The sequence below is a fragment of the Pseudarthrobacter sp. C1 genome, from assembly GCF_034720455.1.
Taxonomy (GTDB): Bacteria; Actinomycetota; Actinomycetes; order Actinomycetales; family Micrococcaceae; genus Arthrobacter.
The window spans coordinates 12,699-35,974 of sequence record NZ_JAYESK010000017.1; the positions used below are offsets into that span (position 1 = coordinate 12,699).

At 64.8% G+C, this 23,276-nt stretch carries 15 protein-coding genes; 12 read left to right on the top strand and 3 right to left on the bottom strand.

Going from position 1 to position 23,276, the window contains the following annotated elements; all coding sequences use genetic code 11:
• Positions 1-72 precede the first annotated feature (72 nt).
• A complete protein-coding gene (locus U7114_RS18885; RefSeq protein WP_323058207.1) occupies positions 73-2,610 on the bottom strand; it encodes a PxKF domain-containing protein in 2,538 nt (845 codons plus the stop codon).
• A gap of 256 nt (positions 2,611-2,866) precedes the next feature.
• Here U7114_RS18885 and U7114_RS18890 point away from each other — a divergent pair, with 256 nt between their 5' ends.
• The 4 genes from U7114_RS18890 to U7114_RS18905 all read left to right on the top strand — a co-directional run bounded on the left by U7114_RS18890 (position 2,867) and on the right by U7114_RS18905 (position 8,446).
• Positions 2,867-3,493: a TetR/AcrR family transcriptional regulator gene (locus U7114_RS18890; RefSeq protein WP_157240442.1), complete on the top strand. Its 627-nt coding sequence runs from the start codon at positions 2,867-2,869 to the stop codon at positions 3,491-3,493.
• 100 nt (positions 3,494-3,593) lie between these two features.
• A complete protein-coding gene (locus U7114_RS18895; protein WP_323058208.1) occupies positions 3,594-5,111 on the top strand; it encodes an aldehyde dehydrogenase family protein in 1,518 nt (505 codons plus the stop codon).
• Positions 5,112-6,755, top strand: a complete 1,644-nt coding sequence (locus tag U7114_RS18900) for a GMC family oxidoreductase (RefSeq protein WP_323058209.1) — start codon at positions 5,112-5,114, stop codon at positions 6,753-6,755.
• Between the two features lie 89 nt (positions 6,756-6,844).
• Entirely contained in the window at positions 6,845-8,446 is a 1,602-nt protein-coding gene (locus U7114_RS18905; RefSeq protein ID WP_157240437.1) for an APC family permease, read from the top strand.
• A 264-nt stretch (positions 8,447-8,710) separates the two neighbouring features.
• On the opposite strand, the gene U7114_RS18910 is transcribed toward U7114_RS18905, so the two are convergent.
• A complete protein-coding gene (locus tag U7114_RS18910; protein WP_323058210.1) occupies positions 8,711-9,934 on the bottom strand; it encodes an ROK family protein in 1,224 nt (407 codons plus the stop codon).
• A 123-nt stretch (positions 9,935-10,057) separates the two neighbouring features.
• On the opposite strand from U7114_RS18910, the gene U7114_RS18915 reads away from it, so the two are divergent.
• On the top strand, positions 10,058-13,213 hold the full coding sequence (locus U7114_RS18915; RefSeq protein WP_323058211.1) for a glucan 1,4-alpha-glucosidase: 3,156 nt from the start codon (positions 10,058-10,060) through the stop codon (positions 13,211-13,213).
• Positions 13,214-13,276: 63 nt separating this feature from the next.
• Here U7114_RS18915 and U7114_RS18920 read toward each other — a convergent pair whose 3' ends face one another.
• A complete protein-coding gene (locus tag U7114_RS18920) occupies positions 13,277-14,506 on the bottom strand; it encodes an ROK family protein (RefSeq protein WP_323058212.1) in 1,230 nt (409 codons plus the stop codon).
• Positions 14,507-14,586: 80 nt separating this feature from the next.
• On the opposite strand from U7114_RS18920, the gene U7114_RS18925 reads away from it, so the two are divergent.
• The 7 genes from U7114_RS18925 to U7114_RS18955 all read left to right on the top strand — a co-directional run bounded on the left by U7114_RS18925 (position 14,587) and on the right by U7114_RS18955 (position 23,211).
• Positions 14,587-15,864, top strand: coding sequence for an ABC transporter substrate-binding protein (locus U7114_RS18925; protein WP_323058213.1), 1,278 nt, complete (start codon positions 14,587-14,589; stop codon positions 15,862-15,864).
• 39 nt (positions 15,865-15,903) lie between these two features.
• On the top strand, positions 15,904-16,842 hold the full coding sequence (locus U7114_RS18930) for a sugar ABC transporter permease (RefSeq protein WP_323058214.1): 939 nt from the start codon (positions 15,904-15,906) through the stop codon (positions 16,840-16,842).
• Positions 16,839-17,729: a carbohydrate ABC transporter permease gene (locus U7114_RS18935; RefSeq protein WP_323058215.1), complete on the top strand. Its 891-nt coding sequence runs from the start codon at positions 16,839-16,841 to the stop codon at positions 17,727-17,729. Before U7114_RS18930 ends, U7114_RS18935 begins: the two co-directional genes overlap by 4 nt.
• Before the next feature lie 92 nt (positions 17,730-17,821).
• A complete protein-coding gene (locus U7114_RS18940) occupies positions 17,822-19,498 on the top strand; it encodes an alpha-amylase family glycosyl hydrolase (protein WP_157242865.1) in 1,677 nt (558 codons plus the stop codon).
• A complete protein-coding gene (gene ppgK, locus U7114_RS18945) occupies positions 19,498-20,295 on the top strand; it encodes a polyphosphate--glucose phosphotransferase (protein WP_323058216.1) in 798 nt (265 codons plus the stop codon). Before U7114_RS18940 ends, ppgK begins: the two co-directional genes overlap by 1 nt.
• 152 nt (positions 20,296-20,447) lie before the next feature.
• Positions 20,448-22,148, top strand: a complete 1,701-nt coding sequence (locus tag U7114_RS18950; protein WP_323058217.1) for a helicase HerA-like domain-containing protein — start codon at positions 20,448-20,450, stop codon at positions 22,146-22,148.
• 70 nt (positions 22,149-22,218) lie between these two features.
• Positions 22,219-23,211, top strand: a complete 993-nt coding sequence (locus U7114_RS18955; protein ID WP_323058218.1) for a hypothetical protein — start codon at positions 22,219-22,221, stop codon at positions 23,209-23,211.
• The last annotated feature ends 65 nt before the right edge of the window (positions 23,212-23,276 follow it).

Below are 23,276 nucleotides of genomic sequence, written 5' to 3' on the forward strand. Positions count from 1 at the left end.
GAGAAGGGGGCCGGTCTGGTGACCGGGCCCCTTCTGTGCGGCGCACGTCCTTGGGCGCCGCCGCCGTTGGCGCTACTTCAGCTTGAAGTTGGCGCTGATCGAGGTACCGTCCTTTGCTGTCATCGTGAGCTGGTAGCAGCTGCCGGGGCTTGCAGGCGTCTTCCAGTTGTAGATGAACTGGCCGGCGATGGCGTCATAGCGGACAACGGTGCTGCCGGCCGCCGCTGTCGTCTCGATAGCATCGGTCTGGGCGTTCGGTGCACAGACGATGGTTCCCATGGTGAACTTCATCAGGTTGGGGTCCGTGATCTCGGTTTCGCCCGCAAAAACCTCGAACTTGGCCGGTACAGCGCTGCCGCCCTTGACCGTGTTCAGGACACCGCCCATGTCGATCGGCTGGTAGAAGCCCTTCATGGTCCAGGCCTTGACTTCGTAGGAGTGGGTAACGGTGGTGGTGTTGCCGGCGAGGTCCGTGGCCGTGGCCCTGAGGGTGTATTTCCCAACTCCCGTGCCGTAACCGGTAACCTCGCAGGTCCCAAGCACTCCGGACAGTGAATCGGAGGCCGAGCAGGTCGGCTCCGCGGGCGTCGACCCGTAGTAGCCGTCCGCGATGACCGAATCGAAGGTCACCGTGGGGGCCGTCTTGTCGATCTTGAGCGTGGTGGAGGTTGCGCCCGCAGCACGGACGTTGCCGGCGCGGTCCTTGAACTCGGGGCTTTGGACCGTCACCGTGTCCCCTTCGTCCGACGCTGTCACGCTCTTCGTCGCGTCAACCGGTCCGGACACGAGATCGGTGGCGCCGAAGGTGACCTCGACGTCCGTGTTGTACCAGCCGTCGTGGTTGGCTGCGGGGCTCGTGCCCACGTAACCTACCGTCGGCGCCGTCTTATCGATCTTGAAGGACTGCGACGTAGTCCCGGCTGGGGTGATGTTGCCTGCGTTGTCTACGAAAACCGGGCTGGGCACCTTGACTTCAGCTCCCTCCCCGCTGGAGTACACCGTCTGCGAGGACGTCAGCAGTCCCGACGTCGCATCCGTTGCCGTAAAGCGGGCCCCGACGTCGGTCACGTACCAGTTGTTCTCCCCCAGCGTGCCTGATGCGACCCCGTCGTAGCCAACGGACGGCGCCGTCTTGTCGATCTTGAATTGCTGGGAAGCGGCGCCGGCAGGTGTGGTGTTGCCGGCGTTGTCCGAGAATGCAGGACTCTGGACAGTCACGGCTTCGCCTTCCCCGGACGAGGTCACCGTCTGCGTTGCGCTGAGGGGCCCGGAGGTGAGGTCCGTTCCTTTGAAGCTGGCCTGGACATCGGAGGTGTACCAGCCGCCAAAGCCTGCGGTTCCGGTTGCAGCGTCATAGGTGACGCTGGGGGCTGTCTTGTCGATCTTGAACGACTGGGAAATGGTTCCGTCGGGCACGGTATTGCCCGCGTTGTCCGTGAACGCAGGGCTCAGGACCCTTACATCGGCACCCTCGCCGCTGGAGGACACCTCCTGGGAGGACGGGGCCAGTCCGGATGTGGCATCTGTTGCAATGAAGCGGGCCAGTACGTCGGAGGTGTACCAGTTGTCGTTGCCGGCCTTTCCTGTCGCGTCGGCGTAGCTCACCGTCGGCGCCGTGCCGTCTTTCTTGATGGGGACGGTGACTGTGCCGGCCGAGCCGCCGCTGCTGCTCGCGGAGCATGAGTAGTCAGCAGGCAGCTGGTCCAGCGCCACCGTCACGTCGTTGCAGCCGACCTTGTTCAGGGTGCTGGTCGAGTCGCCCTCGGTGACGGTCCACTTCAGCGTGACGGCGTTCCGGTACCACCCGTTCAAGCCGTCCGGCTGCGCCGCGTCGAGGGTATAGCTGATCCCGGGGGCCGTGCCGTCAACGATGTTGTACGTTACCGAACTCGCGGCGGTGAGCCCACCCTTGTCGGTGTAGCTGCAGGACGCTGTCTGGGAGCCGAGGCCGTTGGCGGCGTCCGGTCCGGAGAGCGCACCAAGCGTGGCGTTGAAGGAACTGGCGCCATCTTCCTTATCCGCCACCTGGCAGACAACGGTGGGGGCTGACCCCTTCGTGTAGGAGGTACCGGGCGTTACGCCGGACATGGTGAGGACAGGAGCTGTGTTTGAAGGGGCTGGAGCCACCACCGTCACGCCAAAGTTGACCGGCGTGACGTCGTAGGGTTCGCCCGTAGTGTTGGTCCCGGGCGTGGCAACGATGTTGGTGGTGCCAAGTCCCTTGGGCGTAACGGTGAGAGTGGTCTCCGCTCCACAGCTCCCGAAAGTCGCGGTGGCCGGAGATACTGTTGCCACGTCCGGATCGCTTGATACCAGGCTGAGGCTAATGGCTTCCCCGCCCTGGATCGTGCAGCCATTCGTACCGTAATCCGGGAGTTTGACCACGTACAGCTGGGTTGTGCCGTTAGAGCCACCGAGGTTCAACGTCATGGCTTCCGCGACGGTGTCCACCGTGGTATCCAGCCTGTTCGCGATCGCGTCTGCCCAAGCGACGCCGCCTCCAGCCAGCACCAGCCCCGCAGCCGCAACCGCCGCGGCCACCCGGGTGCCCGTCCGCCCCAGCAGGCTCCTATCCCCAGCAGCAGTCGTCCTACCTGGCGAATTCATCATGTGCGTCTCCCTAAGACCATGTGCCCACTGCGGGCGCAACGTACTTCAAGGTATGGGCTGAGGGGGCAACAGCACACGCGTAGTCGCACACCTGTCTTTGCTCTTTGAGTACTCGTTTTCTGAAGCGCACGCTGACCGGCACTACTTGGTTTTGGGCCTGCGGCCGGCCCGACGGCGACCGCAGAAAGGGCCAGGCCAGCCCCACGGCGTGAACCTCAAAGTGCACTCGTGAAGGGTTTGGCAATAGTCTGGCCAGATGGGGACAACCACCGTGAACAATGGCGAACAGATCGACAGGCAGTCCCGCATCCTCGAAGCAGCGCTCGATCTGCTGTCCCGTCACGGTATCTCAGGGGTGAGCATGCGTGCGGTGGCGCGTGAAGCCGGGGTGGCCCTGGGCCTGGTGAACTACTACTACGACGACAAGACCAGCCTGATCCGCGCGGCCCTGCGCCGGGTGGACGAGCACGATCTCCTGCTGGTCGCGCAGGATCCGTCGTCTCCCCCGGACGAGCAGCTGCGCAAGTCCCTGCGGCGGGTAGCGGGCGCCGACCTGCTGACCACCCGCTACCTGTCCCTGCGCCTGCACCTTTGGGCCCTCGCCCAGGCAGACGAGGACTATGCACAGATCAATGCTGCCGCCTTCGACCGCTATATCGACGGCCTGGCGGCGCTGGTGTCCAATGCCCTGCCCGGGCTCTCCTGGGAGGAATGCCGCGCGCGGTCATCCGACATCGTGGTCATACAAAACGGCATGTGGTTGACGTCGCTCCTTGGCGTGGACAAGGAATCCATCCAGCGGAGCATCGCACGCACGGAGCAGATCGCCTTCGCCCCGCCGGGCGACGCCAGCAGCAGCCGGGACGCGCTCCAGGGGCAGTAAGGCACATCCCATCCCGGCGGCTTCCGCCTCCTCCGTAATCTTGAACGCCTGTTCAAGTTAGGTATTGAACACTCGTTCAACCTCCGCTACTGTCCTCCGTATGACTTACGCCACACCGTCTAACGACGAGACAGCATCCACCCTCTTCATCAACGGCGCGTGGGAGCCGGCAGCCTCCGGCGCAGTACGCCAAATCCACAACCCCGCCGACGGTGAACTGGCCGCCACGGTCTCCGAGGCCGGCCGGGAAGACACCGAACGGGCCATCGCGGCGGCCCGGGCTGCCTTCGACTCCGGAGTCTGGTCAAGTGTTCCGGCGCCCGGGCGCGGAACCTTCCTGCTCCGGGTCGCCGCGGAACTCCGTGAGCGGCGGGAGAAGTTCGCCCGCGCCGAGTCACTGGACACCGGGAAGCGGATCGCTGAAAGCCGCATCGACATGGACGATGTCGCCGCCTGCTTCGAATACTTCGGCCGGCTCGCCGGGCAGCAGTCCGGCCGCGTGGTGGACGCCGGGGACCCCGCCGTCGTGAGCAAAATCGTCTACGAGCCCGTGGGCGTCTGCGGCCTCATCACTCCGTGGAACTACCCGTTGCTCCAGGCCGCGTGGAAGATTGCGCCCGCACTGGCCGCCGGCTGCACCTTCGTCCTCAAGCCGTCCGAGCTGACGCCGTCCACCGCCATCCTGGCCATGCAGCTGCTGCAGGACCTCGGCCTGCCGGACGGCGTGGCCAACCTCGTCACCGGCCCCGGCGCGGAGGCGGGTGCACCGCTTTCGGAACATCCCGCCGTCGACCTTGTCTCCTTCACCGGCGGCCTGGAAACCGGCAAGCGGATTGCCGCAGCTGCTGCCGGCACCGTCAAGAAGGTGGCGCTGGAGCTGGGCGGCAAGAACCCCAACGTGGTGTTTGCTGACGCGGACTTCGATGCCGCCGTGGACAACGCCCTCAACGGCGCCTTCGTCCACTCCGGGCAGGTCTGCTCGGCCGGCGCCCGGCTGCTGGTGGAGGAATCCATCGCCGAACGCTTCGTGGACGAGCTGGTCCGGCGCGCACAGGACATCCGGCTGGGCGGCCCGTTCGACGAGACCGCAGAAACCGGGCCGCTGATCTCCGCAGCCCACCGGGACAAGGTCCACGCCTACGTCCAGCGCGGCATCAAGGAGGGTGCCCGGCTGCGGTGCGGCGGCGCGGCGCCGGCGGGGGAAAAGTACGACGGCGGCTTCTACTACCAGCCCACCGTCCTGGACCGCGTGACAAGGGGAATGTCCGTGGTCGTGGACGAGGCCTTCGGCCCGGTGGTGACCGTGGAGACTTTCCGCACGGAGGACGAAGCCGTGGCCACCGCGAACGACACCATCTACGGACTGGCCGGCGCCGTCTGGACCCAGGATGCCGGAAAGGCGCAGCGCGTGGCGTCCCGGCTGCGGCACGGCACCATCTGGATCAACGACTACCACCCCTACCTCCCCCAGGCCGAGTGGGGCGGCTTCGGCCAGTCCGGCGTCGGCCGCGAGCTGGGCCCCACCGGCCTGGCGGAATACCAGGAAGCCAAGCACATCTACCAGAACACCAGCCCCCAGGTCACCGGCTGGTTCGCTGGCCACGGCAAGGAGAACTAGATGCACTTCGACAACATCGAGGACCTCCGCGAGCGCGGATTCGACTACGTCGTCATCGGCGGCGGATCCGCCGGCGCCGCCGTCGCCGCCCGGCTGAGCGAGGACCCGGACGTGACCGTGGCCCTCGTGGAGGCCGGCCCGGACGACCGCAACATCCCCGAGATCCTGCAGCTGGACCGCTGGATGGAGCTGCTGGAATCCGGCTACGACTGGGACTACCCGGTGGAACCGCAGGAAAACGGCAACTCCTTCATGCGCCACGCCCGCGCCAAGGTCATGGGCGGCTGCTCCAGCCACAACTCGTGCATCGCCTTCTGGGCTCCACGGGAGGACCTGGACGAGTGGGAGTCCAAGTACGGCGCCGCCGGCTGGAACGCCGACGCGGCCTGGCCGCTCTACCGGCGGCTGGAAACCAACGAGGACGCCGGCCCGGACGCCCCGCACCACGGGGACTCCGGCCCCGTGCACCTGATGAACGTGCCCCCGGTGGATCCTGCCGGCGTCGCGCTCCTCGATGCCTGCGAACAGGCTGGCATTCCCCGCGCCAAATTCAACACCAGGACCACCGTGGTCAACGGCGCCAACTTCTTCCAGATCAACCGCCGCGCGGACGGCACCCGGTCCTCCAGCTCAGTCTCCTACATCCACCCGATTATCGAGCGCGAAAACTTCACGCTCCTGACCGGCCTCCGCGCCCGCCAGCTGGTATTCGACGCGGACAAGCGCTGCACCGGCGTGGACGTGGTGGACTCGGCGTTCGGCCGGACCCACCGGCTCTCCGCGCACCGCGAGGTCATCCTGTCCACCGGCGCCATCGACTCCCCCAAGCTGCTGATGCTCTCCGGCATCGGCCCCGCAGCGCACCTCGCCCACCATGGGATCGAGGTCCTGGTGGACTCCCCCGGCGTGGGTGAGCACCTGCAGGACCACCCCGAAGGCGTCGTGCAGTTCGAGGCCAAACAGCCGATGGTGCAGACGTCCACGCAGTGGTGGGAGATCGGCATCTTCACCCCCACCGAGGACGGCCTGGACCGCCCGGACCTGATGATGCACTACGGCTCCGTCCCGTTCGACATGAACACCCTGCGGCACGGCTACCCCACCACGGAGAACGGCTTCAGCCTCACCCCGAACGTCACGCACGCCCGTTCCCGCGGCACCGTCCGGCTGCGCAGCCGCGACTTCCGCGACAAGCCGATGGTGGACCCCCGCTATTTCACGGACCCCGACGGCCACGACATGCGCGTCATGGTGGCCGGCATCCGCAAGGCCCGCGAAATCGCCGGGCAGCCCGCCATGGCGGAATGGACCGGGCGTGAGCTTTCGCCCGGCATCGAGGCACAGACCGACGAGGAACTGCGGGAGTACATCCGCAAGACCCACAACACCGTCTACCACCCGGTGGGCACCGTCCGGATGGGCCCTTCCGACGACGACATGTCACCGCTGGATCCCGAGCTGCGGGTCAAGGGCGTCACCGGCCTGCGCGTCGCCGATGCGTCGGTCATGCCGGAACACGTCACCGTCAACCCCAACATCACCGTCATGATGATCGGCGAGCGCTGCGCGGACCTCATCCGCGCCGGCCGGTCCGGCGACACCATGACCATGGAAGAAATGGAGCTCACCGCGTCCCTCGCCTAAGCGGCAAGGTCCCGGCGGCGGGCATCAGCCTTCCATGCGCCACAGCCGGCCGGTCATCATCATCGTGCTTTTCTGATTTAGGAGTCCACATGGCGGAACCCAGCAAGAGTATTGATTCAAGCGGCATGGACGAGTTTGGCTACACGCAGACCCTGGACCGGAGCATCGGCAAGTTTGCCAGCTTCGCGGCAGGCGTCAGCTACATCTCCATCCTCACCGGCGTATTTCAACTGTTCTACTTTGGCTTTTCCATGGCCGGCCCGGCGTACGCCTGGTCCTGGCCCCTCGTCTTCGCGGGCCAGCTGATGGTGGCATTGTGCTTTGCCGAACTGGCGGGCCGCTACCCGGTGGCCGGATCGGTGTATAACTGGGCCAAGCGGCTCGCCTCCGGGACCTGGTCCTGGCTGGCGGGCTGGCTGCTGCTCATCTCGTCCATCGTGGCGCTCGGCGCCGTGGCCCTTGCCCTGCAGCTCACCCTGCCCCAGCTCTGGTCCGGCTTCCAGTTCGTCGGTGATGGCACCGGCCCGTACGATTTCGCCATGAACGGTGTGGTGCTGGCCAGCATCATGATCGGCATTTCCACAATGATCAACGCCTTCGGCGTGAAGCTGATGACCAGGATCAACAGCATCGGCGTCTTCGTGGAACTGATCGCCGCCGTACTCCTGATCCTCGCACTGGGCTGGCACGTGATGCGTGGGCCTGAGGTCTTCTTCGACACCGCAGGCTTCGGGGAGAGCCACGACCTTGGCTTCTTCGGCGTGTTCCTGATCGGCGCCATGGCCTCCGGCTACGTTATGTACGGTTTCGACACAGCCAGCTCCCTCGGAGAGGAAACCAAGGACCCCAAACGCACGGCACCCAAGGCCATCCTGCGTGCCGTCACTGCATCCTTCGTGCTGGGCGGGCTGATCCTGCTCTTTGGCATCCTCGCGGCTCCGGACCTGGCCGACCCCAAGCTCGGGGCGGCCGACGGCGGGCTGCAGTACCTGGTGCTCTCCGTCCTCGGGGGCCCCTTCGGCAAGGCATTCCTCGCCTGCATCGTGGTGGCCGTGGTGGTTTGCACCCTCGCCGTCCACGCCGCCGCGATCCGCATGATGTTCGCCATGGCGCGGGACAACAACCTGCCGTTCAGCCGGCAGCTCGGCAAGGTGTGCCCGGTCCGCCGGACCCCCACCGTCGCTGCCATCGTGATCGGCGTTATGGCCGTCATCCCGCTGCTGGTCAATGTGATGCAGCCGGCAATCTTCACCATCATGTCCAGCATCAGCATCGTCCTGATCTACCTGTCCTACCTGCTGGTCACCGTTCCCTTGCTGCGCAACCGGCTCCTGAAGAAGTGGCCGCTTGCTGAGGACGGCTCCGAGCCCGGCTTCAGCCTGGGCACGTGGGGACTGCCCGTGAACATCCTCGCGGTCCTGTGGGGCGGCGCCATGACGGTGAACCTGGTGTGGCCGCGCCAGGAGATCTACAACTCGGTGCCGCCGTTCGAGTGGTACCTGCAGTGGGGCGGGGTGCTCTTCGTGGCGGCGGTCGCCGGAGGCGGGGCCCTGCTGTACCGGCTGAAGATCCGCCATCAGACCGGGGTGCTGGCGGAGCACGCCGCGGCAGTCGCGGCGCACCCGTCGTCAGGTCCGGTAGTTCCGGCGGCTCCGGAAGAACTGGACGTGGTGGACGCCAAAGTGCATTAGGGCAAGTGTCCTAAACCGTCAGCTGACGGTCTTCAAGGAAGGGGCGACGACGGCACTCACCTCAGTGCCGCCGTCGCCCCTTCCTTTAGCGTTCCGCCAAGGCCTCCATTGATAGGCGAACCACCGTCACACGGATCGCTACCCCTGCCAGGATTCTGTCCTAGTCCAGTAACAATGCAANCCCTTCCTTTAGCGTTCCGCCAAGGCCTCCATTGATAGGCGAACCACCGTCACACGGATCGCTACCCCTGCCAGGATTCTGTCCTAGTCCAGTAACAATGCAAAGGCGTGGTCAAGCGCGACCCGGACTGCCCCGCGGAGGGCCGCATGGTCAGTGAGTGTCGAGGCGGCGAGGCGTGGGTGAGCGGAATTAAGCCCTTTCAGCTTTTCGTCGAGCGACGGGATGAGGACATCCCCCGCCCCTGCCGGGCCGCCGGAGAGTACGATCAGCTGGGGATCCAGGAGGGTAGCTACAACAGCAATGGCACGGGCTGTGCGCTCCGTGACTATATCGATCACTTCGGATGCTGCGGGGTCGCCCTTCCGGGCCGCCTCGATCACCATCTCGGCGTTCACCGCGGCCGGAACTCCGCCGCAGAGACGCAGCAGCTCGCTGCTGTTCGGGGATCCCGGCCGCTCGCCGTCCAGTATGTCTGCGGCAGCAATAGCCCCCAGTTCCCGGCACATGCCGCCAATGGCGTCTGTATTCCCTACGCCTTCCACCAGTTCGAGGAACCGCATTTCACCGGCTGACCCTCCGCCGCGAATGAGCCGGCCGCCAATGTAGATCCCGGCACCCAACCGCTCGCCGGAGAGGAGCACCACGACGTCATCGAGGTCCTGGGCTACGCCGATCCAGCGCTCGGCGATGACAGCGAGGTTGGCGTCATTGTCGACGATCAGTGGCCAGTTGAAGTCCGGTCGGAGGGCTAGGCGGAGGTCCAGGGAGGAAAGCCCCGGCAGGTATGACTCCAGCGCAACCGCATGTCCGTTTGGCCTGACGGGGGCAGGCACTGCCATCCCGGCCGCCATCACCTTGGACGGATCCACGCCGGACCGGGCCAGGACTTCCCGTGTGGCCTTCCGTGCGACCAGTAGGCGTTCAGGCGCCCCGAGGTGCTCGTCGCGCCACTTTTCTGACCATTCGGCGACGATGGTGCCAGCGAGGTCGGACAAGCACAGCTGCAGTTTTGTGGCTCCGAGGTCGATCCCCAGCACGTAGCCGGCCCTGGCATTCAGCCCGAACCGTCGTGATGGGCGTCCGCTTCGCGTGGGCAATCCCGGGCGGGTCCCGTCTTCGGTCAGCCATCCCAGCTTGAGCAGTTCGTCGCAGACGGCCAGGACGGTAGGCCGTGAAAGGCCGGTCGCTTCCATGAGGCCGCTGGCATCCAGTTTGGCGCCGGAAACGAGGGCTCCCATCACGGCCGAGGCGGAGATCTTGCGGAGCACGGGGAGCGTGGCCTCCGTTTTTCTTGTGCTGTTTTTCAACGCCATCCCTTGACCGGCTTATCTACTGCTCACCATACTAGGGGTGCGTTTATTAACGGCTTTTATATATTCGTCCCGAGAGCACTGATGGGGATACCAGGTGCTCAAGAACCGAGGAGAGCAATGAAGCATCACCTTAGAACGGGCTGCGCCGCCGTCGCCCTTGCAGTTGCGGCGTCGACTGTCGCCTTTTCCCCTGCCAGCGCAGAAGCAGAACCCGCGCCGGGGGCGCCGGGGGCTTCCGCGACGTGGACAAAAGGCGACAAGGAGGGCGTTGGCTCGTCCGTCAGCACAGCTTCGAAGGTCTGGTACACCCTGACAGAGGGGACCCTCAGCGAGGTGTACTACCCGCGCGCAGACACCCCCAATACCCGCGAACTCCAGTTTGCCGTCAGCGACGGATCCCGCACCCAGCGTGAGAATGAGGACACGACCCGGCGGGTGGAGCTCGCTGACCCGCAGGCGCTGAGCTACCGGCAGATCACTGAAGACAGTGCCAGTCGCTGGCGGTTGACGAAAACCTATGTGACAGACCCGCAGCGCTCTGCTGTGATGCTCGGGGTTACCTTCGAGGTGCTCGACGGCGGGAATTACCAGCTCCATGCCCTGTTCGATCCTTCCCTGGCCGGCACTTCCGGCGGGGACTCCGGCAGGACTGTCGGTAATGCCCTGGTGGCAGAAGACCTTTCCATTCCGGACACCCCGGTTGCCTCCGCAGTGGTTTCAAGCTCAGGATTCAGCGCCACCAGCACCGGATATGTCGGCACCAGCGACGGCGGAACGGACCTTGGTGCAGATGGCAGGCTCGACGGCGCCTACACCGGCGCCGGGCCCGGGAATATCGCCCAGACGGGAACGATCGCGCTGACGGGAGCAAAGACGGAATTCTCCCTTGCCCTGGGCTTTGGCGCGAATGCGCAGGAGGCCCTCGAGACCGCAAACGCGAGCGTGAAGCAAGGCTTCCCCAGAGTGTCGAAGGAGTACACCAAAGAATGGAAGCAGTACCTGCAATCCCTGGACAAGCCGGCCAAGGCCCTGGACGGTGATCTTCTGACGCAGTACAACGTCTCCCTGATGACGGTCAAAGCCCATGAAGACAAGACCTTCCCGGGGGCCTTCATCGCATCGCTGACCACGCCGTGGGGGCAGGTAGCGAACGCCGAGCAACACCGTGAGGGATACCACGCGGTGTGGGCACGTGACATGTACCAATCGGTGACTGCCCTGCTCGCTGCCGGGGACGAGGAAGCTGCCCGCCGCGGCGTTGAGTGGCTGTTCAAGTATCAGCAGTTGCCGGACGGACATTTCCCGCAGACGTCGAAGGTTGACGGAACCGTGGGCCAGAACGGGATCCAGTTGGATGAAACAGCGTTTCCCATCCTGCTAGCGAGCCAAATTGGACGCACAGATGCTGACTTCTACGCCAAAGAACTCAAGCCCGCAGCGGACTATCTTGTTGCCGCCGGCCCCAAGACCCCGCAGGAACGCTGGGAGGAAACAGGCGGATATTCAACGTCGACCCTGGCGTCGCAGATCGCCGCCCTGGCGGCTGCCGGAGACATAGCAAAAGGGAATGGTGACGCCGGTTCCGCTGCGATTTATCGGGCCACTGCGGACGAGTGGCAGCGCAACACGGAAAAGTGGATGTTCACGACCAACGGACCGGTAGGTGACGGCAACTACTACTTGCGCATCAGCGGAAGCGGCGACCCCAACGATGGCGCTGTCCGCGACTGGGGCAACGGTGCAGGCATCCATCCGGAGAACGCCGTGCTGGACGCCGGCTTCCTGGAGTTTGTCCGGCTTGGCGTGAAGCCGCCCGCCGATGCGCACGTCGCGGATTCCCTTGCCGAGACAGACGCCTCCATTTCACAGGACACCCCAGGCGGCCGCATGTGGCATCGCTACACGTACGACGGCTACGGGGAAAAGGCCGACGGTTCGCCATGGGACGGGACCGGAATCGGACGACTCTGGCCGCTGCTGACCGGTGAGCGGGGCGAATACGCGCTGGCTAACGGTCAGGATGCGCTCCCGTACCTGGCAACCATGCACTCCGCAGCCAACGACGGATTCATGATTCCCGAGCAGGTTTGGGACCAGGATGAACCGACAACTTACCGCCACGAACTGGGTCGCAGCACCGGCTCCGCCTCGCCGCTCTCGTGGGCAATGGCACAGTACGTGCGGCTTGCTGCGGGCATGGAAAACGGATCACCGGTTGAGACACCGCAGAACGTTGCTCGGCGGTACGGTTCAGGCGCTGTCGCCGAACCCGCACTTACGGTCGAATCACCTGCCCAGCTCAGCACTTCCGACTCCCCCAGCACCACTGTCGCTGGCATCACGGCTGCAGCCAAGGTATACGTTTCCGTCAACGGTAATGTTGCCGAGGCCCCGCTTACCCCGACGGGCGACGGCACATCCAAGTTCTCATTGGACGTATCCCTTACCGGCACCAAGAACACAGTGACCGTAGCCGCCGTGGGAGCCGACGGCGGCACTGCCGTCGAGGACCGGACCGTCCTGCATTACGGCACCCGCATCGGCGGACTGCAGGACCCGTCTGGAGATGACAACGGTCCTGGAAGCTACACCTACCCGAGCAACCCGGCCTACGTCCCCGGCGCCTTCGACCTCACTGGCGTCGACGTCTATGATGCCGACGATAACTACGCGTTTGTCACCACCATTGCAGGCGAGGTCACCAACCCTTGGGGCGGTCAGGGCATCTCACACCAGCGGATCAACGTCTACCTCAGCAACGGCGATACGACCCCCACCCCGGCCCTGCCGGGCACAAACATGAACGTCGAAGATGCCTGGGATTCCGTCGTTGTCACCGACGGTCGCTTCGACGGGGCGGGCGTTTATGCTCCTGACGGAACCCGCACGTCAGCCGTGACACTGCTGACGGTGCCGGAAGCCCGCCAGATCGTCACCATGGTGCCCAAGGCTGGCTTGGGCAACCTGAATCCTGCCTCCGCAAAATTCGCCGTTGCCATGTTTGGAAACGCCGAACCAGGTGAGGGCATCGGCAACGTACGTCCCGTCTACGACGGCGGATACTGGGCGGCCGGAGATCCGTCCTGGATCAAGGAGTGGCGCTTCGGCGGCGGCGCCGGCGTATTCGACGGCAGCACACCTTCACGGGATACCGACACCAGCGATCCAAATGCCCTGGATGTGGTTGTCCGCGAGGGCCAAAGCCAGGCCGCGGTTCTTGACTGGCAAGCAGCATCACCCGTTGTGGTTCCCATGGTCGGGCTGAAACCATAAGTCCTAATCTCAAGGCGGGGCCGGAAAACTCCGGCCCCGCCTTCCTCATTCGGCATACCGGTTTCACTGGAGTTTGCCCCGCAGCTCTTCAGGAACGGGCGGCCGCGGGAGGAACGCGCCAGGTTCGTGCTTGATCCGTGTCAAAGCGGACTCGATGGCGCCTTTGACCACCACCTCCGCTCCCAATGTGCTCGCAACGAGTTCCGGCAGCGGCAGGTCCGAATCCGTGCGCAGCAGGGTGCGTGCGTGTTCGAGGACAGGTTCGATGGCCCGTGAAATCCCTCCTGCGATGATGACGCGTTCAACGTCCAGAAGGCTGGAGAGCACAACCGCAATCCGCGCCAGTCGGTCGCCGAGCCGGGCGATGATGTCCGCCGCGAACGGATCTCCCTCGCGGGCTGCCTGGAAGACGTCCTCCGCGGTGATTTCCCCCTCGGGGATGTGCCGCAGCATGGTTTTGCCCTCGTATGAGTGAACGCGCGAGCGTGCCCATTTCCGCGCTAGTGCGCCAAACCCGTCCGTGCCCCCTTCGTCGGGCACGAACTTGCCGGCGGTAAGAGTGTCGAGGAATCGCATCTCGCCTGCGCCGCCCCGCGGTCCTCGCAGCAAGTGCCCATCGACGATCAGGCCGGCGCCGAATCGCTCGCCTGTCAGCAACGTTGCTTGATTAGCTGACGGGTCGTGGGCGCGTTCGGCAATAGCGGCGAGGTTGGCGTCATTCTCGACGATGACCATGCCCGGCAGATGGGAGGCGAAGCCGGAATTCATCAGATGCCAGAAGTCGCCTTCGGGGGACATGCCATGAGCGTCGATCGGCGCGGGAACGCCGACGACGGTGAGTAAGACGTCGTCGAGGGTGCGTCCGATGTCGCGGAGGGTCAGACGGATCATCTCCCGTGCACTCGCACCGCGGCCGGCACGCCCCAGCGCATGCGAGTCAATACTTTGTCGACGCGTGTTCAGCTCGCGGCCGCGCAGGTCGGCGACGATCGCCGTGAAGTAGGACTCCCCCGCGTCCAGCCCAACAACAACACCGGCAGCCTCACGCACTTGGTAGCGGCGGGCCGGCCGGCCTTTGTGAGTACGGCCATCGGACTGCCCGTCCTCCACTTCCTCAAGCCAGCCAATGTCGACCAGACCGTCGCAGACGCCGAGTACCGTGGCGCGTGTCAGCCCGGTCGCGGCCATGGCCTCTCCGGCTGTGAACACCTGTTCCTCGAGGGCGAAGCGAAGCAGTGCATCGGAGTTGATTTGCCGCAACAGCTGCGTTGAGCTCGCCGACGTCGTATTCATCCCTTGACGATATCGCCCGCATCCCCCATCCTCATATAGGACCTAAATATAAGATCCAAATAAATTCGACTTAGGAGCCGATGTTGCCACCTTTGACGTTCGCCGGGACGCGAGTCTCCCGTCGCACCTTCCTTGCCGCTTCCGGGGGGGCGCTGGCCGCTTTCGCCCTGGCCGGTTGTGCACCGGGAGGCACACGCCCCACCGTCACGTTCCACCAGTCCAAACCTGAAGCTGTCCCATACTTCCGCGATCTGGCGGCAAAGTTTTCCGCGTCGCAGGACCAGGTCCGCGTCCTGCATGACATGGCGACGAATCTTTCTGCCAGCTTTGTGCGCAGCAGTCCGCCGGATCTCGGTTGCCTCAACTACAACCTTGAGATGGCCAGGTTCATGGAGCGCGGGGCGCTCTCGGACCTTTCGGATCTTCCTGCAGCAGCTTCCATCCGGGACGACGTCCTCGACCTTACGAACTGGTATCCCACCTACCCGGGCCGTACGAGCGTCATCCCCTACTCGGTCATGGCTGCCTCAGTCATCTACAACCGCCGCATCTTCGAACAGAACGGGCTGTCCGTCCCGACAACCTGGGATGAACTGATCGAGGTCTGCGAGGTGCTCAAGGCAGCCGGCATCACACCGATCTACGGCACTTTCCGCGACCCCTGGACGATTGCCCAGGGCCTGTTCGACTACACGGTCGGCGGCATGGTCGACGTGCGCGACTTCTACAAGGCAATGCACCGGATCGGCGAGAAGGTCGGACCGGATTCCGAGGTGTCGTTCCAGAAAACGCTGCTTGAGCCAGTGAAGCGCATGGTCCAGCTGACGTCGTACGTCAACCCCGATGCGTCCAGCCGCGGCTACGGGGACGGCAACACTGCCATGGCGCAGGGGCAGGCAGCGATGTACTTCCAGGGGCCGTGGGCCTTCGGAGAGATTGAAAAGGCCGGCACAGACATGGATCTCGGCACCTTTCCGCTGCCGATGACCGGCGACCCCGCCGATCTGAAGGTCCGCGTTAACATCGACCTTTCGCTCTGGGTTCCCGAAGTCGCCAACGCCCAGGAGGGCGCCCGGGACTTCCTTCAATACCTCATGGAGCCGGAGATCCAGAACTCCTACAACGCCGAATTCCTGGGCTTCGGCACCACCAAGGACGCGCCGGCGGTGACCGACCCCCGGATCGTTGAGATGCAGAAGTACTACGACGACGGCCGCTTCTACATGGGAGCCTCACAGTTCATTCCGAACTCCATTCCCGCCGCGAACTATCTTCAGGCGATCATCGGCGGCGCCGACGTCGAGAGCACGCTGCGCCGGCTTGACGCCGACTGGGCGCGCCTGGCTTTCCGCGCGTGACCACCACTTCCGTTCTAATGCACGAAACGAGGACCATTCATGTCATCGACGACTAAGCCTTCCACTAGAGCGGTGGTGACGGCCCCGGCAGCGACCAGGGCGACGGTTGCGCGAAAGCGCCGCCTCGATCCGATCTACTACTTCTTCCTGTTCCCGGCGCTGGCGATTTTCACCCTCGCCGTCACGCTGCCGGCTGTACTCGGATTCGTCTACAGCTTCACGAACTCCGTCGGCTTCGGCGACTTCGACTTCATCGGCATCCGGAACTTCATAGCGGTTTTCCAGGATGAAGGGGTCCTCAGCGCCTACGGCTTCACGCTCGCCTTTGCGCTCGTGACCGTCATCGCCGTCAACGCCGTGGCCTTCCTCCTGGCGCTGGGACTCACGTCCCGTGTCCGCTTCCGCGCTGCACTGCGCACGGTATTCGTTATCCCCATGGTGATTTCGGGCATCGTCATCGCGTTCGTCTTCCAGTACCTCTTCTCGAACTCGCTGCCGCTTGTGGGCCAAAGCATGGGAATCGAACCGCTGGCGACGAGCATCCTCGCCAACCCCGATCTGGCGTGGCTGGCGATCGTCTTCGTCGCGGCGTGGCAGTCCATTCCGAGTGCGATGCTGATTTACATCGCAGGGCTTCTCACGGTTCCTGCCGAGGTCTACGAGGCAAGCTCCATCGACGGAGCTTCGCCCTGGCACAACCTGCGGCACATCACCCTGCCGCTGGTCGCCGGATATGCGGTCATCAATATGGTCCTTGGCTTCAAGAACTACCTCAACGCCTACGACATCATCGTTGGCCTTACCGACGGCGGCCCCGGAGTCGCCACACGCAGCGTCGCGATGTCGATCTTCCGTGGCTTCGAAGGCGGCGACTACGCGTACCAGATGGCCAATGCCGTGATCTTCTTCCTCATCAGCATCGTCATCGCACTCATCCAGCTTCGCTTCACTCGTGGCAAAGGAGGGGTCGCAGCATGAGCAGCGCACCCAGCACCATCACAGCAGGACCCACGCCCGCCGGGAAGAAACATCCGATCCGCGCCGGCAAAAAACGCAGCAACTGGCCTGCAACCATCGTCCTCATCGTCTGCACGCTCAGCGTGCTCGTCCCGCTGTACGTCACGATCTGCATGGCGTTCAAAACCACCGGCCAGGCGGTGGACGGCAACGCCTTCTCGCTGCCGAGCCCCCTGACCTTCGACAGTTTCGTCCAGGCATGGACGCTCACGAACTTCCCGCGCGGCTTCGGAATCTCGGTGTTCGTGTCCGTGACCGCCGTCGCGGGGGAAATCATCGTGTCGGCGCTGGCAGCCTACGCGATCGTCCGCAACTGGGACCGCCGGCTCTTCCGCTGGTCCTTCTTCTACCTGCTCGCGGCGATGTTCATCCCGTTCCCCGTGGTGGCGCTGCCGCAGATCCAGCTTACGGGCCTTGTCGGACTGGACAATCCACTCGGCGTCGCGATCCTGCACATCGTGTTTGCCCTGGCGTTCAACACGATGCTTTTTACAGCCTTCCTGCGCTCCATCCCGCTGGAGCTGGAGGAAAGCATGCGCATTGACGGCGCCGGCACGTGGCAGGTGTTCTGGAAGCTCATCTTCCCCCTGCTCGGGCCGATGAGCGCAACGGTGGGCATCTTCGCCTTCATCGCGTCATGGAACGACTTCATGATGCCGTCACTCATCATTTCCGACCCGGAACTGCAGACGATCCCGGTGCTGCAGAAGATCTTCCAGACGCAGTTCAGCAACAGCTACAACGTCGCCTTCGCCTCGTACCTGATGGCGATGGCGCCGGCGATCGTCGTCTACCTCTTTACCCAGCGCTGGGTAATGTCCGGCCTGACCCAGGGCGCAGTCAAGTGACCCCAGCCGCCAAACCGACCACAGACCCAAAAGTAAAGGACCAAGTCTTGCCCTCCATCGCCACCAAGGCAACCAGCACCGGGCCCAAGCAGATGACCGACCCCGACTGGTGGCGCCAGGCCTCGGTCTACCAGATCTACCCCCGCAGCTTCGCCGACTCCAACGGCGACGGTATCGGTGACATCAACGGCATCACCGCCAAGGTCCCTTACCTGAAGGCTCTGGGAATCGATGCGGTCTGGCTGAGCCCGTTCTACCCTTCAGCCCTCGCCGACGGCGGCTATGACGTGGACGACTACCGTAACGTTGACCCGCGGCTCGGCACTCTCGAGGACTTCAACGACATGGCCTCCGCCCTGCACGCCGCCGGCATCAAGCTGATCGTGGACATCGTGCCCAACCACTCCTCGAACCGCCACGAGTGGTTCCAGGAAGCCCTCGCCTCCCCGAAGGGATCCCCCGCCCGCGACCGCTACATCTTCCGTGACGGACTCGGCGACAACGGTGAACTTCCGCCGTCAGACTGGGACTCCGTGTTCGGCGGTCCCGCCTGGGAACGCATCACAGAACCCGACGGAACTCCGGGCCAGTGGTACATGCACATCTTCGCCAAGGAACAGCCGGACTTCAACTGGGACAACCGCGAGGTTCGCGAAGACTTCCTGAAGACCTTGCGCTTCTGGTCCGACCGGGGCGTGGACGGTTTCCGGATTGACGTCGCCCATGCCCTGACCAAGAACCTCGAAGAGTCCCTGCCCACCAAGGCAGACCTCGAAACCCAGGGCGAGGCGCTGTACCTTGCCGGTGCGCATCCGTACTGGGACCGCGACGAAGTCCACGAGATCTATGCCGAGTGGCGCAAGCTCTTCAACGAGTACAACCCGCCGCGCACCGCTGTTGCCGAAGCCTGGGTGCACTCGGACCGCCGGGCACGTTACGCCAGCCCGGAGGGCCTTGGCCAGGCCTTCAATTTCGACCTGCTGCAGGCAGACTTTGACGGCGCCCAGTACCGGAAGATCATCACCAAGAACCTCGCCGAGGCCCAGGCTTCCGGCGCTTCCTCCACGTGGGTTTTCTCCAACCACGACGTCGTACGGCACGCCACACGCTACGGGCTGCCGGTCTCCGGACCTTCGGCCGAGGGCGGGATCATGGCCGGCGAGGCCGGCAAGCAGTGGCTGCTGGCCGGCGGCAAGCAGGAAGACGTCGACGTGGAACTCGGCCTGCGCCGCGCCCGTGCCGCATCGTTGCTGATGTTCGCCCTTCCAGGCTCCGCGTACCTCTACCAGGGCGAGGAACTGGGCCTGCAGGAAGTCGGCAGCGAAATCCCCGACGCAGAACGCCAGGACCCGGCCTTCTTCCGCAACAAAGGCGTGGAAATCGGCCGCGACGGCTGCCGCGTGCCGCTGCCTTGGACAGGCTCGGGCACCTCGTTCGGTTTCGGGACGGGCGGTGCCCACCTGCCGCAACCGGAATGGTTCGCAGGCTACTCAGTGGAAGCCCAGGAGGCCCGGGAAGAGTCAACCCTGTCCCTCTACCGCAGGGCGCTGGCCCTGCGGTCACGGCTGCAGACCACTGAAGCGCTGGAATGGCTGGAAACCGGCCGGCCTGACGTCCTGGCCTTCCGGCGCCCCAACGGCTGGACCTCCGTAACGAACTTCGGCACGGAAGCCTTCGAACTGCCCGCCGGCAAGGTACTGGTCTCCAGTTCGCCCCTCCCGGCAGGTTCCCTGCCCGGAGCGGCCACGGCCTGGCTCCAGGAAGCGTGATGACAGGACCCTCGGCCAATACCACGGACGTGCCGTCCGAACTGGATTTCGGGATCGGCATCGATGTCGGCGGGACGTGGATCAAGGGCGCAATCATCAACATGGGCAGCGGCACCCCGGTCGGCGGCGTCCGTCGCCTCCGGACACCTGCCTGCGGCACGGTTGATGAAGTCGCAAACACCCTGGACCAGCTCATCGATGAGCTCGAATCCGAAAGCCCCGGCCATAGCGCCCCTGCTGTCGGCGTCGCCATCCCCTCGATAGTCCAGCACGGAGTGGCCAGGTCGGCAGCCAACATGGACGCCGGCTGGATCGGACTGGATGTTCAAGCCTACTTGCGGGAACGGCTTGGCCGGCCCGTTTGCGTGGTGAATGACGCCGACGCCGCTGGTATGGCAGAGGCCCATTACGGCGTCGGGAAGGACAAACGCGGCGTTGTCCTGGTCCTCACGTTGGGAACGGGCATCGGATCAGCACTCATCGTTGATGGAAAGCTGATACCCAATTTCGAGCTGGGGCATCTGGAAATCGGCGGGCACAAGGCAGAATCCCGGGCATCGGCCGTCGCCCGCGAAAATGCAGGCCTGGACTGGATTGAGTACGCGGACCGGCTCCAGCTCTACCTGTCACATGTGGAGTTCCTCTTCTCGCCCGACCTGATCATCATCGGTGGGGGAATTTCGGAATGCAGCAACGAATACCTGCCTCGCCTGTCACTGCGCGCCCCGGTCATCCCGGCCAGCCTGGAAAACTCTGCGGGCGTCGTGGGTGCTGCCCTGCAGGCAGCTGCAGCCTGAGGGCACCCGACGAAACCGTCCCCAAAAAGGGCCGACGGCGGCACACACCACGCCGCCGTCGGCCCTTCCAACGAAGCTGCCACCCGCCCAAGCGGTCCTTAGCCACGAGGGGCGGACCGGTGCGGGGTTGCGGCCGCCGCTAAGCTAACGCCATGGCCAACAAAACCACAGCAGAGAAGCTTGCCACCCTCCAGAAGGGCTACACGCTGGAAGGCGCCACCATAGAGCTGGGAGCCGCGATCGTGGACGGCGAGCTCCACAAGGACGCGCCGGTGCGGCTGCCGCTTTCCATGATGAACCGGCACGGCCTCGTGGCAGGTGCCACCGGCACGGGCAAGACCGTCACACTGCACATGATGGCCGAACAGCTCTCCACCGCCGGCGTGCCGGTCTTCCTGGCGGACATCAAAGGCGACCTCTCCGGGCTGGCCACCGCCGCCGTCGGCAGTGAAAAACTCACCGCACGCACGGAGGGCATCGGGCAGCCATGGCAGGGCAAGACGTTCCCGGTGGAGTTCCTGGCCCTGGGCGGCGATGGCAACGGCGTCCCCGTGCGGGCCACGGTGTCCTCCTTCGGGCCCATCCTGCTCTCGCGGATCATGGAACTGAACGACACGCAGGAATCGAGCCTGCAGCTGGTCTTCTATTTTGCGGACAAGAACGGCCTGGAACTCATTGACCTGAAGGACCTCCGTGCCGTCATCCAGTTCCTCACCTCGGACGAGGGCAAAGACCAGCTCGAGGAACTCGGCGGCCTGTCCAAGGCGACCGCCGGGGTGATCCTGCGCGAGCTTGTGAGCCTCGAGGCGCAGGGACTGGAGAGGTTTTTCGGGGAACCCGAGTTCGATACCGCGGAGCTGCTGCGGACCGCCCCGGACGGCCGCGGGGTCATCACGTGCCTGGAGCTGCCCACGCTGCAGACCAAGCCCATGCTGTTTTCCACCTTCCTGATGTGGCTGCTGGCCGACCTGTTCGAGGACCTCCCCGAGGCCGGCGACCTGGACAAACCCAAGCTGGTGTTCTTCCTCGATGAAGCCCACCTCCTCTTCAACGACGCCTCCAAGGCTTTCCTGGAGGCCATCACCACCACGGTCCGGCTCATCCGCTCCAAGGGCGTGGGGATCTTCTTCGTCACGCAGACCCCCAAGGACGTCCCGGCCGAGGTCCTGGGCCAGCTCGCCAACCGGGTGCAGCATGCCCTCCGCGCGTTCACCCCGGAGGACGCCAAGGCATTGAAGGCCACGGTCTCCACCTTTCCGCTCAGCGACTACGACCTGGAGGAAACCCTGACGTCCGCCGGCATCGGCGAGGCCGTCATCACCGTCATGAATGAGAAGGGTGCCCCCACCCCCGTGGCGCTGACCCGCCTGCGGGCGCCCGAGTCCGTGATGGGTCCGAGCGACGAGGCTTTGGTCCGCAGCACCGTGGCGGCGTCAGCCCTGCTGGCCAGGTACGGAACGGCGGTGGACAATCCGTCGGCCTTCGAAAAGCTTTCCGGGAAGGCTGCCGCTCCCACGGGGCCGGCCGCCGATGGCCGGGTGGCCGTCCCCGGCAGGGCTGCCGGCGGAACTACCGACATCGACGCCGAGGCACGCCGGATCGAGGAGGAGATCCTCGGCCGCCCCAGCAGCCGGCCGGCAGCTTCCGGGGATGGAACGCGCCGCTCCCGGACGGAAGAACCGCGGGAACCACGGCCCGAGACGCGTGATTCGATGATGGGGGATCTGGGTGGCGTGCTGGGCGGAGCCCTGGGCGGCGGGCTGAAGAGCATGGCGAGGTCCATCGGCACGCAGCTTGGGCGGGAGCTGCTGCGCGGGGTGTTCGGCACGTCGTCCCGGCGGCGCCGCCGCTGACCAGGTACCGCATCCGCCATGCCCGACTGCCGTCGTCGGCCGCTTGGCAGGTAACGTAATGACAGTGCAGATGAGTCAAGCGTTGGTGAGGATCGCGGCCGGATGGCTGCTGGGACTCATGCTTGCCGTCGCCGGAGCCGTCGTTGCGGTGAACCTGGTCAACAATACGGTGGCTGGCCCGCAGCAGCCGGTCCGGGAGTATCTGGAGGCACTGCAAAGCGGCGACGGCGGCAAGGCACTGGGGCTGCTTAGGGCAACCGTGCCGCCCAGCAACGCCGCCATGCTGGACGGAACCGCCCTGCAGACTGCAACGTCCCGGTTCACGAACGTGGATATCGGTGACGCGGTGGAGCTCCCGGACAACCAGGTCATGGTGCCCATGCAATACACCATTGACGGCAGCCGGCTCCGCACCGAGTTCCTGCTGGAGAAAACCGGAACCGAGTGGATCTTCTTCAACACGTGGGCCTTTGTTCCGTCGAGGCTTCCCACTCTTGACATCACGGTGGTCAACGCCAGCGAGGCCACCGTCAACGGCGTGGCGGTGAACATGCCGAACGGCCGGAACTCCTTTGCGGTGTTCTATCCGGGCGAGTACGAGGCCACCGTGAACGGCCAGTACTTTTCGGCATCACCCACCAGGGCCACCGTGACGGCGCGGGACGCCCCGGTAGCACCGCTCAACCTCCTCACCCAGGCCACGGACACCCTGAAGAAGGACGTCTCGGCGAAGGTCAAGGAATTCCTGGACAGCTGCGCAGCCGAAGCAGCCAAGGAGCAGAAGCTCCAGCCCGACTGCCCGTTCTACTACGCCAGCAACAACAGGGTGCAGGACGGCACCATCAAGTGGACCGTGACGGAGTACCCCAACGTGTCCATCGAGCCCTTCGACGGGCGCTGGGTGGTGGCTCCCCTCGACGGCAAGGCCAAGGTTGAGGCCCTCCAGCAGAACCTGTTCACCGGCGCCTGGTACCCCCTCAGCGAAGAGGTGGACTTCAGCTTCACCACCCGGCTGGACGTCTCAGGAGACACAGTCAAGGTCACGCCGGTGCTGAGCTTCTAGCCCCTGCTCCCCTAACCAACCAGAGTGGCCTGTTTGCGTCACGCAGGGCACGATTTTGGGCTTAG

Excerpts from the sequence above, each read along its gene's own strand:
- U7114_RS18930 (WP_323058214.1), top strand. The coding sequence starts at position 15,904 with ATGTCATCGACGACTAAGCCTTCCACTAGAGCGGTGGTGACGGCCCCG.
- U7114_RS18900 (WP_323058209.1), top strand. The coding sequence starts at position 5,112 with ATGCACTTCGACAACATCGAGGACCTCCGCGAGCGCGGATTCGACTAC.
- U7114_RS18925 (WP_323058213.1), top strand. The coding sequence starts at position 14,587 with ATGTTGCCACCTTTGACGTTCGCCGGGACGCGAGTCTCCCGTCGCACC.
- ppgK (WP_323058216.1), top strand. The coding sequence starts at position 19,498 with ATGACAGGACCCTCGGCCAATACCACGGACGTGCCGTCCGAACTGGAT.
- U7114_RS18890 (WP_157240442.1), top strand. The coding sequence starts at position 2,867 with ATGGGGACAACCACCGTGAACAATGGCGAACAGATCGACAGGCAGTCC.
- U7114_RS18950 (WP_323058217.1), top strand. The coding sequence starts at position 20,448 with ATGGCCAACAAAACCACAGCAGAGAAGCTTGCCACCCTCCAGAAGGGC.
- U7114_RS18940 (WP_157242865.1), top strand. The coding sequence starts at position 17,822 with ATGACCGACCCCGACTGGTGGCGCCAGGCCTCGGTCTACCAGATCTAC.
- U7114_RS18920 (WP_323058212.1), bottom strand. The coding sequence starts at position 14,506 with ATGAATACGACGTCGGCGAGCTCAACGCAGCTGTTGCGGCAAATCAAC.
- U7114_RS18885 (WP_323058207.1), bottom strand. The coding sequence starts at position 2,610 with ATGATGAATTCGCCAGGTAGGACGACTGCTGCTGGGGATAGGAGCCTG.
- U7114_RS18905 (WP_157240437.1), top strand. The coding sequence starts at position 6,845 with ATGGCGGAACCCAGCAAGAGTATTGATTCAAGCGGCATGGACGAGTTT.
- U7114_RS18955 (WP_323058218.1), top strand. The coding sequence starts at position 22,219 with ATGAGTCAAGCGTTGGTGAGGATCGCGGCCGGATGGCTGCTGGGACTC.
- U7114_RS18935 (WP_323058215.1), top strand. The coding sequence starts at position 16,839 with ATGAGCAGCGCACCCAGCACCATCACAGCAGGACCCACGCCCGCCGGG.
- U7114_RS18895 (WP_323058208.1), top strand. The coding sequence starts at position 3,594 with ATGACTTACGCCACACCGTCTAACGACGAGACAGCATCCACCCTCTTC.
- U7114_RS18915 (WP_323058211.1), top strand. The coding sequence starts at position 10,058 with ATGAAGCATCACCTTAGAACGGGCTGCGCCGCCGTCGCCCTTGCAGTT.